This is a genomic window from Tautonia sociabilis (assembly GCF_003977685.1).
GTDB lineage: Bacteria > Planctomycetota > Planctomycetia > Isosphaerales > Isosphaeraceae > Tautonia > Tautonia sociabilis.
Map to the genome: position 1 here is coordinate 54,726 of NZ_RYZH01000039.1, position 15,489 is coordinate 70,214.

Annotated in this window: 9 protein-coding genes; 5 read left to right on the forward strand and 4 right to left on the reverse strand. The window is 71.3% G+C overall.

Going from position 1 to position 15,489, the window contains the following annotated elements; genetic code table 11:
* Positions 1-15: 15 nt before the first annotated feature.
* Positions 16-2,397, reverse strand: a complete 2,382-nt coding sequence (locus tag TsocGM_RS18410) for a hypothetical protein (protein ID WP_126726929.1) — start codon at positions 2,395-2,397, stop codon at positions 16-18.
* A 380-nt stretch (positions 2,398-2,777) separates the two neighbouring features.
* Between TsocGM_RS18410 and ispF the strand changes: the two genes are divergently transcribed.
* The 5 genes from ispF (at position 2,778) to TsocGM_RS18435 (ending at position 11,281) form a co-directional block, all read left to right on the forward strand.
* Positions 2,778-3,257, forward strand: a complete 480-nt coding sequence (gene ispF / locus TsocGM_RS18415; RefSeq protein ID WP_126726930.1) for a 2-C-methyl-D-erythritol 2,4-cyclodiphosphate synthase — start codon at positions 2,778-2,780, stop codon at positions 3,255-3,257.
* A gap of 331 nt (positions 3,258-3,588) precedes the next feature.
* Positions 3,589-5,073, forward strand: coding sequence for a cysteine--tRNA ligase (gene cysS / locus TsocGM_RS18420; RefSeq protein ID WP_126726931.1), 1,485 nt, complete (start codon positions 3,589-3,591; stop codon positions 5,071-5,073).
* Between the two features lie 281 nt (positions 5,074-5,354).
* Positions 5,355-9,128, forward strand: coding sequence for a DPP IV N-terminal domain-containing protein (locus tag TsocGM_RS18425; RefSeq protein ID WP_126726932.1), 3,774 nt, complete (start codon positions 5,355-5,357; stop codon positions 9,126-9,128).
* A 268-nt stretch (positions 9,129-9,396) separates the two neighbouring features.
* Complete coding sequence (locus TsocGM_RS18430; RefSeq protein ID WP_199756827.1) at positions 9,397-10,653, forward strand: DUF1501 domain-containing protein; 1,257 nt, start codon at positions 9,397-9,399, stop codon at positions 10,651-10,653.
* Between the two features lie 142 nt (positions 10,654-10,795).
* A complete protein-coding gene (locus TsocGM_RS18435; protein ID WP_126726933.1) occupies positions 10,796-11,281 on the forward strand; it encodes a hypothetical protein in 486 nt (161 codons plus the stop codon).
* 144 nt (positions 11,282-11,425) lie between these two features.
* Here TsocGM_RS18435 and TsocGM_RS18440 read toward each other — a convergent pair whose 3' ends face one another.
* The 3 genes from TsocGM_RS18440 to TsocGM_RS18450 form a co-directional block, all read right to left on the reverse strand.
* Positions 11,426-12,199: a phosphorylase family protein gene (locus tag TsocGM_RS18440; RefSeq protein WP_126726934.1), complete on the reverse strand. Its 774-nt coding sequence runs from the start codon at positions 12,197-12,199 to the stop codon at positions 11,426-11,428.
* 166 nt (positions 12,200-12,365) lie between these two features.
* Positions 12,366-14,417 carry a squalene--hopene cyclase gene (gene shc / locus TsocGM_RS18445; protein WP_126726935.1) on the reverse strand — a complete coding sequence of 684 codons (2,052 nt, stop codon included), beginning with the start codon at positions 14,415-14,417 and terminating at the stop codon, positions 12,366-12,368.
* A gap of 224 nt (positions 14,418-14,641) precedes the next feature.
* Positions 14,642-15,489: BON domain-containing protein (locus TsocGM_RS18450; protein ID WP_148114885.1), on the reverse strand; the 848-nt coding region annotated here is incomplete at its 5' end.

Below are 15,489 nucleotides of genomic sequence, written 5' to 3' on the forward strand. Positions count from 1 at the left end.
CGGGATCGGTCGAGTTCAGGGGGACTCGAGCCGTCGTCGCAGGCGGAAGAACTTCTCTCGGAGTTCGTCGCCGCCGAGGTCGGGGTGCAGGGCGGAGGTGCCGTCGATCAGGCGGCGGGCGTCCGCGGAGCGGCCGGTGCGGTAGTAGGAGACGGCCAGGCCGTAGCGGGCCTCGAACCAGGGGGCGGAGCCCGGGGGGGTGGCGGCAATGACGGCGCGGTGGATGGCGCCGGCCTGGTCGTAGAGCCCGAGGCGGTCGAGCGCGTCGGCCAGGGGGGCGAGCCGGTCGGGGGGGAGTCGGGAGGGGTCGAGGTCGGCGGCCCACGACTGGGCCGACGATCGGGCGCCGTCGAGGTCCCCCGTCTCGAGCTGGCCTCGGATCCGGGTCACCCGGGCTCGGGCGAGGAGGGCGGGGTCGAGGGTGTCTCCCTTGGCCAGCACGCGCTCGACGAGCAGCCGGGAGAGGGCGGCGATCCGGCGCCGGGCCGATTCCGGGGCCGAGGAGGCGGCCCGGTCCAGCCGCTCGGCCAGGGCGACGATCGCCGCCGGATCGGAGCGTTCCAGCTCCTCCCGGGCCATCACCTCGGCGTCGTCGGCACGCTGGGAGAGGGCGAGGGCGACGATCCGGAGCCGGCGGGCGCGGTCGCGGCGGCCGGCGTCGACCTCGGTGTCGATCAGGCGGTCGAGCAGGCCGATCGCCGCGTCCGGCGAGCCGAATCCGGGGGTCAGCTCCAGATCGGCGAGGGCCAGGTCGAACGCATTGCGGTCGTTCGGGTCGGTGGCCTCCTGGCACGACGCCTCCAGCGAGTTCTTCGCCCGGGAGAGGAGGTCGCGGGCTTCGTCGGGCTTGCCCGATCCGGCCAGGGTGTCGGCCTCATCGCGGAGCGCGGCGATGATCGCCAGCCTCGCCTCCTGCCAGCGGGGGTGGCCGGCGGGGATCGTCGACCAGAGGTCGATGGCTTCGTCCCTCTGGCCCGAGGCCAGCCGGAGCCGGCCGAGGATCCAGCGGGCCTCGGAAGCCGAGTGATCGGAGGGGAAGGCGGCGATATGGGCGTTCAGGGCCCGTTCGTAGGAGGGGCGGGAGTCGGCCGGCGCCCCGGGGGTCGAGGCGAGCCGGCCGAGGGCCAGGGTGTGCAGCAGGCTGGCATTGGCCCGCTGGTCGGCCGGAGCGGGGCTGTCCGGGGAGCGGGCCTGCTCGGCGAGGGGTCCGAGGGCCTCGACGGCCCGGTCGAACCGGCCGGCCCGGACGAGGACCGCCGCGGCCCGATATCGCATGATCCAGGCCCGCTGCGCGTCCCCTCCCCGATCGGCCAGGTTCGCCCCGGACTGATAGAGGCGAACCGCCTGCTCGGCGTTTCCTCGCGCCAGGTGCCCCTCGGCCAGCAGCTCCCAGAGGCCGGGATCCTCGTCGTCATCCGGCTCGAGGATCGTCGAGGCCAGGCTCGCCAGCGCCGAGGAGGCTTCCGGGTGGTCGGCGGCGCGCAGCCGTCGGATGCGGGCGATCGCATCCTCCTCGACCGCGGAACGCTCCCGGCCCGGGAACAGGTCGATCCACTGCCGGGCCCGAACCTTGACCGCTCGGACGTCCTTCGACGGCCGGTCCAGCTCCGACCGCTCGATGACGGCGATCGCCTCGTCGAACTGCTTGCGGGCCATCAGCAGCGCGACGCGGACCTCCAGCCGATCCAACTCCGACGGCCCGGGGAGATTCTCGGCCTGGTGCAGCGCCTCCTCGGCGTCTCTCAGTTGGTCCAGCTCGATGAGCAGGCGGGCCCGGAGCAGGGCCGCGTGGCCGGCGATCGGCTCGGCGGGGAGGTCTCGGAGCCGGCCGAGGGCCTGCTGGCGAGCATCGAGGGCGCGGCCGGGGTCGTCCTCCAGTCGGGCGCGGTCGGCCAGGGCCTGGGCCAGCCGGAAGCGGACGTTCTGGGCCGTCAGATCCTCCGAGGGCATCCCTCGGGTCGTCGACCAGAGCCGTCGGAGCCGGGAAAGGGCATCGTCGAGCGCCCCGATCGCCTCGGCCCGGGCCGCCGAGTCGCCGGGGAAGCGGTCGAGCTGGGTGATCCAGGTCCGGCCCTTGGCCCAGCGGTAGACGGCGGCCTGGAGATCGACGGCCGTCGCCATCGGGCTGCCCGGGTCGGCGGCGAGGAAGGCGTCGAGCAGCTCAACGGCCTGGTCCCACCGGCGGGCTCGCCGAGCCGCGTCGGGCTCGGCCTGGGCGGCCTGGTCGATTCTCCCGGCCACGTCCAGCGCGAGGCGGGCCCCGGCCTCTCGGTCGAGCGTCGCCTCGGCAAAGCGCCGGCGGGTCGAGTCGACGAGCTGCCTCACCTCTCGGTCGTCGAGCGGCTCCGGCCCCTGCGCCGGGACCAGCATCGCGATCAGGATCGCGCCGATGGGCATAACCTGGCTCCTCGGTCGGGAGGGCGATCGGTTCGCTGCCCTATTTTATCGGGCGAACGCCGGAAGGAAGCGGATTGGCGTTGGAGAAGGACCCGGGAGCCGACCTTCCTCGGAGCCAAGGCGCTGCCGACGCGATCCGGAATGCGTCGAGGTTCTCGCTGCTCCTTCCGCCCCCTTCTCCTCTGTTCTCTCCTTTCCTCTTCTCTTCGTCTTCTGTTCTCTCCTTTCCTCTTCTCTTCGTCTTCGTCTCCCCCGCTCCCGGCCTTCGGCTGCTCCGCTCTCTCGAAAGAATTCTCGTCCCCGCCCCCTCGGGATGGCCAGCCCCCCGGGCGATGGGGTACGATTGCTGCGTTCCCGGCGTCCTTCGGAGGAGCTCGACCGTGCGCGTCGGCATCGGACACGACACCCATCGCCTTGTCGAGGGGCGGCCCCTGATCCTGGGGGGCGTCCGCATCGAGTTCGAGCGAGGGCTCGCCGGGCATTCCGACGCGGATGTCGTCCTGCACGCGGTGGCCGACGCCCTGCTCGGCGCCGTGGGGCTGGGAGACATTGGCGAGCTGTTCCCGGACACCGATCCGGAGTGGGAGGGGCTCGACAGCTCGAAGCTGCTGCTCGAGGTCGTCTCCCAGGCGGCCTACGCCGGCTGGCGTCCGGTGAACTGCGACCTGATCATCCACGCCCAGCGGCCGAAGCTGCTGGCCCACAAGCCGGAGATCCGAGCCAACGTCGCCCGACTGCTCGGCCTGCCCGAGGGTTCGGTCAACGTGAAGGCCAAGACCGGGGAGCATGTCGGCCCGGTCGGCCGGGGCGAGGCGATGTGCTGCCAGGCCGTGGTGCTGGTCGATCGGGCGGAGGGATGATCGCCATGACGAGCCGAGCCGGGAGTGCTCTCCGCCTCGGGGCCCGCTCCACCATCGGGAGGCCGATGGCGAGTTCCGGGGCGTGCGTGCCCGATCGGGCGATCTCTTCCAGGGGGGGGGGCCGGGCGGTTCGATCCGGCCTTGCCGGCCCTTGGGGGATCGATTGCCCTGGCGATTCCGGAGTTCCTCGCCGAGCCCCGGTCCTGGCTCCGTCCGGAGCCTCCTCCGGCTGCTGCCCGCCTTCCTCGCCGAGGATGAGGCGCCGCTCTGACCCTCAGGGCCCGGCGACCCTCGGCCCGCCTCGCGAACCCCGACGGGAACGACCCCGATCATGCCCATCCGCGTCTACAACACGCTGACCCAGACCAAGGAGCCGCTCCAGACCGTCGTCCCCGGCAAGGTGGGCATGTACGTCTGCGGGCCGACGGTGTACTCGAAGAGCCACATCGGCCACATGGTCGGCCCGGTGATCTTCGACACGATCAAGCGGTTCCTCGTCCACTCCGGCTACGACGTGACCTGGGTGGTGAACATCACCGACGTGGACGACAAGCTCATCGTCCAGGCCAACGCCGAGGGAACGACCGTCAAGGAGCTGGCCGAGCGCGTGACGGCCGACTACCAGGCCTGCCTCGACGCGCTGGGAGTCACCGGTATCGACCACATGCCCCGGGCCACCGAGCACATCGAGGAGATCATCGGCATCACCCAGGGGCTCATCGACAAGGGGTACGCTTACCCCGCCGGCGGCGACGTGTACTTCGACGTGAGCAAGGCCGCCGAGTACGGCAAGCTCTCGCACCGCAATCCGGAGGAGCTCCAGGCCGGCGCCCGGATCGAGCCGACCGAGAAGAAGAAGCACCCCGGCGACTTCGCCCTGTGGAAGGCGAGCAAGCCGGGAGAGCCCGCCTGGGAGAGCCCCTGGGGCCCGGGCCGGCCGGGCTGGCACATCGAGTGCTCGGCCATGAGCATGAAACTGCTCGGCGAGCACTTCGACATCCACGGCGGCGGCCTGGATCTCGTCTTCCCGCATCACGAGAACGAGGTGGTGCAGTCGGAGTGCTACTCGGGCAAGCCGTTCGCCTCGTACTGGCTGCACAACGGGCTGCTCACGAACAAGGGGAGGAAGATCAGCAAGTCCGACCCCGACACCGTCGTCCTCATGGCCGACCTGCTCCACCAGTACGAGCCCGACACCCTCCGCACCCTGCTGCTCTCCAGCCACTACCGCCGGCCGATCGACTTCAGCCCGGGCCGGCTCGATGAGGTGGAGCGCGGCCTCCGCGCCTTCCGCTCGCTGTTCGATCGCTTCGAGCGCATGACCGGCCGGTCCTTCTACGACCTCGACGCCCCGACCTCCCGAGCGGAGGGGGACCGCCTCGCCGCCGGCGAGCTGCCGCCCGAAGTGGCCGACCATCGCGCCCGGTTCCTGGAGGCGATGGACGACGACTTCAACACCGGAGGAGCCCTCGGCGAGCTGTTCGAGCTGGTCCGAGCCCTGAACCGGTTCGCCGACGCCGAACGGCTCGACGCCCGCAAGGGCGACCCGGCCGCGATCGCCCCGTGGGTCGCCGGGATGACGATCCTCCGGGAGCTTTCCCGCCTGCTCGGCCTCTTCCTCCGGCCCCCGGCCCGATCCGAGCCGGACGCGGGCGGCCTGACGGGCCCGCTGATCGAGCTGCTGATCGAGCTCCGCGCCCAGGCCCGCAAGGACCGCAACTTCGCCCTGGCCGACCAGATCCGCGACCGCCTCGCCGGGCTCGGCATCCGGCTGGAAGACCGCCCCGACGGCACCGGCTGGAAGATCGAGGGCTGAGGCCCCCCCTCGACGACCCCCCCTTCTCCTGGGATGATGTCGCCGATCGGCGGGATGACCCCGGCCGCCCCGGGGGGGCGGTGCGACCGGGCCGCTTGGGAGGGAACTCCCCTCCTGATCGGCCCGGCACCGCAGGGGCCCGCCCCATCTCGATCGACGGCGGGAGGCCCGGCGCCCGGGCCCATCGTCGCAGGGAGGACTCCCCCCGAGGACCCTCCTGCTTCTCTGCCTCGCGCTGCTCCGCCTGGTTTCCTCCGCCCCCCTTCCCATCGAGGATCTCCATGCGAACGCGCCTCCTCACCGTCGCTGCGCTGCTGGGACTCGCCTGGCCGACCCTCGCCAGGGACGATTTGCGCACCGTCGCCGAGCGGAGCGGCTTCAAGGCGACCGCCCGGTACGACGAGGTGGTCGACCTCTGCCGAAGGCTCGACGAGCGCTCGGATCGGGTCCGGATGGCTTCGCTCGGGACGACGGTCGAGGGGCGATCCATCCCGCTGCTGATCGTCGCCGATCCGCCGGTCGAGACGGCCGAGGAGGCGAAGGCGTCGGGCAAGCTCGTCGTCCTGGCGATCGGCTCGATCCACGGCGGCGAGGTCTGCGGCAAGGAGGCACTGCTGATGCTCGTCCGGGAGCTGACGGACGCCCCCGGCCACCCGCTGCTCGAGGACGTGGTCCTCTGTGTCGCCCCGCTCTATAACGCCGACGGCGCCGAGCGGTTCTCCCCCGACAACCGCCCCGGCCAGAACGGCCCCGAGCGGGGCATGGGAGAGCGGGCGAACGCCCAGGGCCTCGACCTGAACCGCGACTTCATCGCGCTGAGGGCCCCCGAGACTCGCGGGCTGGTCCGGTTCCTCGTCGAGTGGGATCCGCATCTGTTCATTGACACGCACACGACCAACGGCTCGGCCCACCGCTACCTCATCACCTTCGACGGCCCGAAGAACCCGGCCACGCATCCGGACGTGCTCGCCTTCTCCCGGGACCGCTTCCTGCCCGCCGTGGCCGACGCCTTCCACCGATCGACGGGAGAACACGCCTTTGTCTACGGCAACTTCGAAGACGGGCACTCGAAATGGACGACCTACCCGGCCCATCCCCGCTTCGGCACGACCTACGCCGGCCTCCGCAACCGCCTCTCGCTGCTGAGCGAGGCGTATGCCTACGCCCCGTTCGAGGATCGGGTGCGGGGGACGCTCGCCTTCGTCCGATCGGCGCTGGAGGTCGCGGCCGATCGGAAGGAGGAGATCCGGACGCTGCTTGACCGGGCCGCCTCGGAGACGGTCGCCTCGGCCGGGGCCGAGGTCCCGATCCGGTCCGAGGCGAGGCCGTTCGACGAGCCGGTCACGGTCCTTGGCTTTGAGGAGACGACCGGGGCCCGGCCCTCGGAGAGCGTCGCCGCCGGGGTGCCGAAGGACTACACGGTGTCCCTCGTCCAGCGGTTCGAGCCGACCCTGGCCGTGACTCGACCCTTCGCCTACGTGCTCCCGCCAGGCTGCGACGAGGCGGTCGCCACGATCGCTCGGCACGGGATCGCGCTGGAGCGGGTGCGAGAGGATGTCGAGCTCCGAGCGGAAGTCTACCGGATCGATAAGGTCCGGCGCCGGCGGGGGGGCTATGTCGGCCCGGAGACGGTGGAGGTCGAGGCGAGCCCTCGGGTCGAATCGTACCGGGTCGCGGCCGGCTCGGTCCTCGTCCGCTCGGCGCAGCCGATGGGGACCCTGGCGAGCTACCTGCTGGAGCCCGGATCGGACGACAACCTTCTGACCTACGGCCTGCTGGCGGCCGACGTGGAGGCCGGGGCCGACTTCCCGGTCGTCCGGCTGTCCGGGGAGGTGTCGATCCTCTCGAGTCCGATACCCAGTATCTACGAACTATCGGATGAGAAGAAGCCGATTACCTTCGAGGTCCTTCGGGGACCGGATCGCCCCGATTTCTCCGGCGATCCGGCCTCCGTCCGCTGGCTCGACGCCGACCACTACTTGCAGACCCGAGACGGTCGGCTGATGAAGGTGGAGGCCTCGACCGGATCGGCCGAGCCGTTCCTTGATCCGGAGCCGATCGCCGAGGCCCTGGCCGAGCTGCCGACCATCTCCGCCGAAGCGGCCGGGACGCTGGCCCGCCGGGCGCTGGCCCGCCCCAACCCGGATCAGCCCGGCGCCCTGGTCGAACACGGGGAGGATCTGTACTTCGTCGCCTGGGACGGGTCGAAGGCCGTCCGCCTGACCAGCGCCCCGGGCGAGGAGGAGCTGGCGGAGCTGAGCCCCGACGGCCGCTTCGTCGCCTTCGTCCGGGAGAACGACCTGTACGTGGTCGACCTGGAGACGGCGACCGAGCGCGCCCTGACCACCGGGGGGACCGACCTCGTCCGCAACGGCAAGGCGGTCTGGGTCTACTTCGAGGAGCTTTTCGGTCGGAGCTGGAAGGCGTTCTGGTGGAGCCCCGACGGTGAGCACCTCGCGTTCCTGAGGCTCGACGACCGGCCGCTCGACGTGCACACCGTGCTCGACGACACCGGCCCTCGGCGGGTGGTGGAGGAGACGCCCTACCCGTTCGCGGGCGACCCGAACCCGAGCGTCGCGCTGGGCATTGTCCCCAGCAGCGGCGGGCCGGTGGCGTTCGCGGATCTGTCGGGATACCTCGAGGGGTCGTTCCTCATCAGTCACGTCGGATGGTTCCCGGACGGGAAGGCGGCCCTCTGCTCCGTGCAAGACCGGACGCAGACCTGGCTCGACGTGCTCCGAGTGCCGACCGCCGGCGGCACCCCGACGAAGCTCTTCCGCGACCAGACCGAGGCCTGGATCGAAAGCCCCGGCGACCCGACGTTCCTGCCCGACGGCTCGTTCCTCTGGCCGAGCGAGCGAGACGGCTGGCGGCACCTGTATCTCTACACCGCCGACGGAGAGAAGATCACACAATTGACGATGGGAGAATGGGAGGTGCGCTCCGTCGAGCACCTCGACCCCGAGGCCCGAGCCGTCTACATCACCGGGACGCTGGACAGCCCGATCGCCGAGCATCTGTACCGCGTCTCGATCGACGACCTGTGCGTCGATCGCCTGACGAAGGAGCCGGGGCACCACTCCGTCCGGCTCGCTCCCGACGGCAGGCACTTCGTCGACTCCTGGTCCAGCGTCACCATGCCGACGAAGGTCGCCCTGCGGTCGACCGACGACGGATCCCTCGTCCGCATGATCGACGACAACCCGATGCCCGACCTCGACCGCTATCGCTTCGGCCCTCGAACGCTGGTCCAGATCGAGACGCCCGACGGGTTCTCGCTCGAAGGGGAGCTGATCCTGCCTCCCGACCTCGACGAATCCCGGATGTACCCCGTCTGGTTCCAGACCTACGGCGGACCGCACTCCCCGACGATCCGAGACACCTGGGCCGGCGCCCGGGCCCAGGACCAGGCCCTCGCGTCGGAGGGGGTCATCGTCTTCCGGGCCGACCCCCGCAGCGCCAGCGGCAAGGGGGCGGTGTCGGCCTGGACCGCCTACAAGCGGCTCGGCGTCACCGAGTTGACGGACATCGAGACGGCGATCGACTGGCTGAAGCAGCGTCCCTACGTCGACCCCGACCGCATCGGCATGACCGGCCACAGCTACGGCGGGTTCATGACCGCGTTCGCCCTCTCACACAGCGACCGCTTCTCCTGCGGCATCGCCGGCGCTCCCGTCACCGACTGGCGCAATTACGACACCATCTACACCGAGCGCTACATGCTCACCCCCCAGGAGAACCCCGAGGGGTACCGGGAAACCTCCGTGGTCGAGGCCGCAGCCAATCTCCACGGCCGGCTGCTCATCGTGCACGGAGCGAAGGATGACAACGTCTCGCTGAGGAATACGTATCAACTCATCCATGGACTCCAGCAGGCCGGGAAACCGTTCGAGCTGATGGTCTACCCCGAGGCCCGCCACGGGATCTTCAGCGAGCACTACTCGGATCTCCGGCTGGAGTTCATCCGGCGGGCGCTCGGCGTCGGGCCGAAGGACCGCTCGACCGAGGCCGAGGCCGATGCCTCGGAACCCGAGGCGGTCGGGGCCGATCGCTGAGGAGCGGCGACGGGGCGTTCGCAGCCGAGGGGACCAGTGGTAGACTCGGGGGGAGGTCCATCGCCCTCGCCGAGACGACGAGAACGAAACGACCCAAGGGGGGACGTCGTGATCCGATTCCTCGCACCCGCCCGGTATCGGGGAGAACCGGCCAGCCGCCGAGAATTCCTGAGGATCGCGGGGGTGGCCGGCGCGGCGGCCCTCTCCCGGCTGACGACCGCCGGCGCCGGGGAGGGCGGACCCCGGGTTCGGCCGGGCGAGGTCGGTGGTGCTGGTCTACGCCAACGGCGGCCAGAGCCAGTTCGAGACGTGGGACCTGAAGCCCGAGGCGCCGGCGGAGATCCGGGGCCAGTTCGGGGCGATCGCCTCCCGGGTCCCGGGCACGGCCGTCTGCGAGCACCTGCCGAGGCTGGCGGGCCTGGCCGACCGCTTCGCCATCGTCCGCAGCGTCTCCCATGACGACCTCGACCACGGCTCCGCCGCCTACCTCGCCCTGACCGGCCGATATCATCCGAGGAAGTCGTCGAATCCGGCCCCCTCTCGGGACGACTACCCGACGCTCGGCGCCGTGATGAACCGGTTGCGGCCGACCCGGACCGCTTTGTGCACGGCGGCGCATGTGAACATGCCGATCGTCGTTCCCGAGCTGCCGGCGCCGGGCCAGGACGGCGGCTTCCTCGGCCGGGCCGACGCGCCGCTCGTCATCGCCGACCCGGCCGAGCCGGGCGCCTCGCTCCCCGGCCTGGAATTGCCCGACGACGTGCCCTCCGTCCGGCTCGAAGCGCGGCGATCGCTCCTGGAGGCGATCGAGCGTGCCCGTCGTGACGGGATCGGCTTGCCCGGAACCGAGGACCAGCGGTCACTTGATCGCCGGGCCTTCGAGCTGCTGTCCGATCCGAACGTCCGGCGGGCGTTTGACCTCTCGGCCGAACCGGAGTCGGTGCGAGACCGCTACGGCCGGTTCCGCTCCGGTGTCTCCTGCCTGCTGGCCCGTCGGCTCGTGGAGGCGGGGGTGCCCTGGATCACGGTCGCCTGGAACCACTCGGCCCGGGGCCAGGACAAGCGGCCCGGAGAGCTCGACTGGCTCGGCTGGGACACGCACAACGACATCTTCGACGTGATGGGAGAACTCCTCCCCCGGTTCGACCTCAGCCTCTCGGCCCTGCTGGAGGACCTGGACGCCCGGGGCCTGCTTGGCCAGACGCTGGTTGTCTGCATGGGGGAGTTCGGCCGGGCCCCCCGGGTGGCGCTGGAGCGAAGGTTCGCCGGAGCCTCGCCGGGGAGGAAGCACTGGGCCAACGCCTACTCGATCTTCGTCGCTGGAGCGGGGACGACGCCCGGGGCGGTCGTCGGCGGCACCGACCGCATGGGAGCCTATCCCACGTCCGACCGCGTCGGCCCCTGGGACGTGGCCGCCACGATGTTCGCCAGCCTGGGGGTCGACCCGCACGCCCCCTACCGGGACCCGCTCGACCGGCCCTTCCACGCCACCACCGGCCGGCCGATCGAGGCCCTCTATGGCTGAGGGCCGTCGGCGGGGAGGGACGGGACGGGACGGGAGCGGAGCCGGTCGTGGCGAGCGGCGCGGCGGTGGAGTAGATTAGGCGAGGAAGCGGCGGGATCGAGCCGGGGGGAGCCCGGCGGCCGGTCGGATCGAGGGGCGTCTCATGGCCTGGTACTGGATGTTCCTGGTGTACTGGCTGCTGATGTTCGTGGCCTTGTACATCATATCGGAGGTGGGCCAGAACTACTTCTACGACGAGGTGACTCCCCTGGTCGGACTGAAGGTCGGCGGCTCGTCGCTGGTGCTGGCGGCGGCCCTGACCTGGATGGACCCGACGATCGCCGACCTGCTGACGTCCGAGATCTGGTTCTTGGCGATGCTCGCCGTGGCCGGTTTCGTGCTTCTCTGCGTGGTGATCCGGTTCCACGCCCCCCACGCGCTGATGCTCGGGCCGGTGACGGTCGTGCTCGTCGCGCTGATGTCGGCAATGGCGATCAGCAGCCTGGAGGACGCCGGCCGATCGGTCGATCGCGACCGGCCGATCCCCCCGCAGCAGCGGACGATCCGCAAGTCGGCCTCCCGCTCGATCCCACCTCCGGTCGAGGAGCCGGCGCCGGGGGCCTCGGCCGAGTCGAACGCCGCCCCCTGATCCGATCGGGTGGACCACGCCGGAGGAGAGGCCCCGAGGGGGCGGGGCCCTCGATTCGGCGGGCTCTTTCTGGGGGCGGCCGGATCGGAGCGCGGGGCGTCCTGGGCCTTGGGACGGGTCGACCGGAGCCGTCGCGGCGCCAGCTCAGGGGAGCTGCGCGAGGATCCCGGGGAGCACCTCCGCGAGCCGGTCGGCGGCCTCGATCGCGTGCTCGCGCAACGCCCAGAGATCCTTGACGCTGCCGGGCCGCTTCCAGAGGGCGCCAAGCGTGGCCCCCAGCCGGAACCCTCCCGTCGGGCCCATCACGGTGATCACCTCGGCCGGCAGGTCGGTGCCGGCTTCGTCGCTGATGACTCGGATGGCCAGGAACCGCTGCCCCCGATCGGCGCAGATCGAGGCGACGGCGGCCGTTTCCATGTCGACGACGTCGGCCGAGAACCGCCCGCGCAGCGCCGCCTTCTCGTCCGCGGTACGCACGATCTTCGAGGCCGTCAACAGGCGGCCCGACGTGTACCGGAACCCGGAGCCGGCCGGCGATTCCGGAGGAGTCAGGTCGATCGCCAGGGGAGGGGCATCGGGATCGGCCCCGTCGACGATCTCGGTGGCGAAGAGGACGTCGTTGCGCTTCAGGGCCGGGTCGAGTGCCCCTCCGAAGCCGGCCGAGACGACCCAGGTTGGCCGATGGCCCCCAATGAGCCGCCGCGCCCCCCGTCCGGCTCGGCTCCGGCCGACGCCGGCGACGACCACGGCCACGAGCTTCGACCCGAGCATCCCCTCCACGATTGGCCGATCCGACCCCTCGGGGGCGGAATAGGTTCTCACGTCCCGCAGCAGGTCGATCAGAGGGCCGATCTCGATGGGCAGGGCGGCCACGATCCCCACGTCGGCCGGGCCCGGGGGCGGGAGCGGATTCTTCATGCGGATCGGTTCTGGTCGCGAGGGCTCGGGGGCGCAGGGCACGCCCTCAAGGATGCCGAGGGCCGGGCGGGGAAATCAAGGATGCTCCCCCGCCTCGGCCCGAGATCGGCCTTCTGAGGTCGGCATGGTCCATCGGCCATCGGCCAATCGCGGCGCCGGATCTCGGTCACGCTTCCAGCGGCCTCGGGTCCGCCGGGACGCCGCAGGCCAGGGCCCCGGTCCGAGGGGCGGCGCGCCCGGCCCGAGCGCTCCAGGAGCCCGAGACGGCGGCCCGGTAGCGGGAGAGGGCCATCAAGGGGAAGTAGATGCGATAGAGATGATAGCGCAGGTAGAAGACCTTCGGGAACCCGGTCCCGGTGAACTGGGGCTCGTCCCAGGTGCCGTCGGGGTTCTGGGTCCGCAGCAGGAAAGAGACGCCGCGTCGGACACTGGCGCCGTGGGCGCGGCCGGCGGCGATCAGACCGTTGACGGCCCAGGCGGTCTGCGAGGCGGTCGTCACGCCCCGGCCCATCCAGGCCGGATCCTCGTAGCTACGGCACGATTCGCCCCAGCCGCCGTCCTCCTGCTGGACCGACTCCAGCCAGTCGGCCGCCCGCTGCACGGCGGGGTGGCTCATCGGCAAGCCGATCGCCTGGAGGCCGAGAAGCACCTGCCAGGTTCCGTAGATGTAATTGACTCCCCATCGGCCGTACCAGCACCCCTCCGGCTCCTGCGTGGCCCAGAGGTATTCCAGCCCCCGGGCGACCGCCGGATGGTCGGCCTTGTAGCCGAGCGAGCCGAGGATTTCCAGGATGCGGGCCGTGATGTCGGCGCAGCTCGGGTCGAGGATGGCGTTGTGGTCGGCGAAGGGGACCTTGGTGAGCAACTGGTTGTCGATGTCGACGTCGAAGGCCGCCCAGCCGCCGTCGCGGTTCTGCATGGCCAGCAGCCAGGCGATGGCGCGGTCGGTCGCGGCGCGGCCCTCCGGGCCTCCGGCCAGGGCGGTCCGGCCCAGGGCGAGCAGGACCATGGCCGTGTCGTCGATGTCCGGGTAGTGGTCGTTGCGGTACTCGAAGGCCCAGCCGGTCGCCTCCAGGCCGGGGCGGCGGAGCTGCCAGTCGCCGGGGGTGCGGATCTCTCGGTCGAGCAGCCAGCGGGCGGCCCCGGTCATGGCCGGGTCGTCGGCCGGCACTCCCGAATCGGCCAGGGCGATGGTCGCGATCGCCGTGTCCCAGGTCGGCGAGACGCACGGCTGCACCCGGACGGCGCCGTCCTCCTCGATCATCAGGTCTTCAAGCTGAGCCATCGCCCGGCGGATGAGCGGGTGATCATCCTCGTAGCCGAGGCTCCGCAGCGCGAAGACGGAGTAGACCATCGCCGGGAAGATGGCGCCGAGCCCCTCGGAGCGCTCGAAGTGGTCGACCATCCAGCGGTGCGCCGCTTCCAGCCCCGGCCGCCGCAGGGCCCGGGGGACGATCCGGTGCGCCCACTTGAAGCAGCGGTCGACCGCCACGAAGACGTTCGCCCAGGAGAGGCCCCGCCCAGTCCCCCTCGACGGCGGCGGCAGGTCCGGCCGGAACAGTTCGGCGATCCCCTTCTCGGCGGGCAAGTGCCGCACCGGACGCTGCACCGAGAGGATCGACAGCGGCACGACCATCGTCCTCGTCCAGGACGACATGTCGTACAGGCTCAGCCCCGATCGGATCGGCACGAACAGCAGCTCGGGGGGCACATAGGGGCAGTCGTCGTAGGACATCTGCCCGAGCAGCGCCAGGTAAAAGCGCGTGTAGCTGTTGCTCGCCTGGGCGCCGCCGGCTTCCAGGATCAGCTCCCGGACCCGAGCCATCACCGGGTGGTCCGGCGGCACGCCGACGAGCTTCAAGGCGAAGTACGCTTTGACCGAGGCGCTCAGATCGAAGGGGCCGCCGGGGTAGATGGCCCAGCCCCCCTCGGGGAGTCGCTGCTCGAAGAGGTACGTGCAGAGCTTGACCGCGACCTCTTCGTCTTCTCGTCCCAGCGCCGCGAGGAGCAGGACGAATTCCGATTCGAGGATCGTATCCCCCTCGAGCTCGCCGACCCAGTGGCCGTCGTCGCGCTGTCGGTCCAGCAGCCATCGCCGCGTGGCCGACAGGCCGAGATCGAGGTCCTCGGGAGCGATCGAGGGCGATCGGTCAATCCGCGAGGAGGCATCCGTATCCGCTCCTCGCCCCAGCTTGCCACCGTCCAGCTTGACGATCATCGCGGTCTCGGTCCCCCATCCTGGAGGTCTTTCGTCCTGATGTCTCATCCGAGTGGTCGATCGATCCTCGATCGCGGCCGGTCCATCCATGTCCCGGACGACGCGCGGGGCACATCCTATTCGTCGATTTACGGAACGATCAAGGTCAATCCTCGGCGCCCTCGGCCGTTTTCCCCCGCCGACACGACGACCCCCGCCCGAGAGGTCCCTGCGATTTGCCCAGATTACGGGGCGGGCGCGAAGCGCATCGCCAGGGTGAACCCGCGGAGCAACGGCGTTGCGCGGAGGGTCGCCTCCGCCCGTCGGCGGTCGCCGGGGTCGAGCAGGCGGGCCCGGACCTCCAGGAGATCGCCGGCCAGGCGGACGCTGCCGACCTCCGCCAGGCCGTCGAGCTGCCGGCGCACCTGGTCGCTGAGATATTCCTCCACTGCCTCCGGGTCGCCGGCCGATCGGAGCGGGTTGGCCCCCGGCTCGATCGGCACGGGGAACCTCAGGCGGTCGACCACCTCGAGCACCTCGGGGTGCCGCTTCACCGCCAGCACGGCCCGCATCGCCTCCAGGGCGGACGGCACTTCTCCCTCCAGGATCGCCCGGCCGTCCTCCAGGAGGACGCGCACCGGCAGGCCATCCAGTTCGGGGAGAGCGGCGAGGGGATCGTCCCCGGCCTTGTTCCCGGCCGGAGGGGGGGGCTCGGGCGGCTCGACCCCGATTGGCTCGGGAGGCGGGGGGACCGCCGGCCTCGGGTCGATCGGTTCCTCGGGGAGGGCCGGAGGAGGCTCGGCCTGGGCCCCCTCGGAGGCCGTCGCGAGGGGATCGACCCGGAGCAGGTTGACCACCTCGGACACTCCCGGGGTCCGGGCCAGGTACTGGCCCACGGCGATCCGGTCGGCCAGGGTCGGCACCACCCCTCGGAGCACGGCCACCCCGTTCGGATCGATCTCTACGTCGACCGAGCCCGGCGGCGGCTCCGGACCGACCGGGACCGGGATCCCTCCCGCACCGTCGCCTGGAGCGAACGCGGCGGCCGTCTCCGCCAGCCGGTAGGCCGACAGCGCCCGCCAGTACGGCGGGG

Bases quoted from the DNA above. Each gene is read 5' to 3' on its own strand.
- TsocGM_RS18410 (WP_126726929.1), bottom strand. From the start codon at position 2,397: ATGCCCATCGGCGCGATCCTGATCGCGATGCTGGTCCCGGCGCAGGGG.
- cysS (WP_126726931.1), top strand. From the start codon at position 3,589: ATGCCCATCCGCGTCTACAACACGCTGACCCAGACCAAGGAGCCGCTC.
- TsocGM_RS18425 (WP_126726932.1), top strand. From the start codon at position 5,355: ATGCGAACGCGCCTCCTCACCGTCGCTGCGCTGCTGGGACTCGCCTGG.
- TsocGM_RS18435 (WP_126726933.1), top strand. From the start codon at position 10,796: ATGGCCTGGTACTGGATGTTCCTGGTGTACTGGCTGCTGATGTTCGTG.
- TsocGM_RS18440 (WP_126726934.1), bottom strand. From the start codon at position 12,199: ATGAAGAATCCGCTCCCGCCCCCGGGCCCGGCCGACGTGGGGATCGTG.
- shc (WP_126726935.1), bottom strand. From the start codon at position 14,417: ATGATCGTCAAGCTGGACGGTGGCAAGCTGGGGCGAGGAGCGGATACG.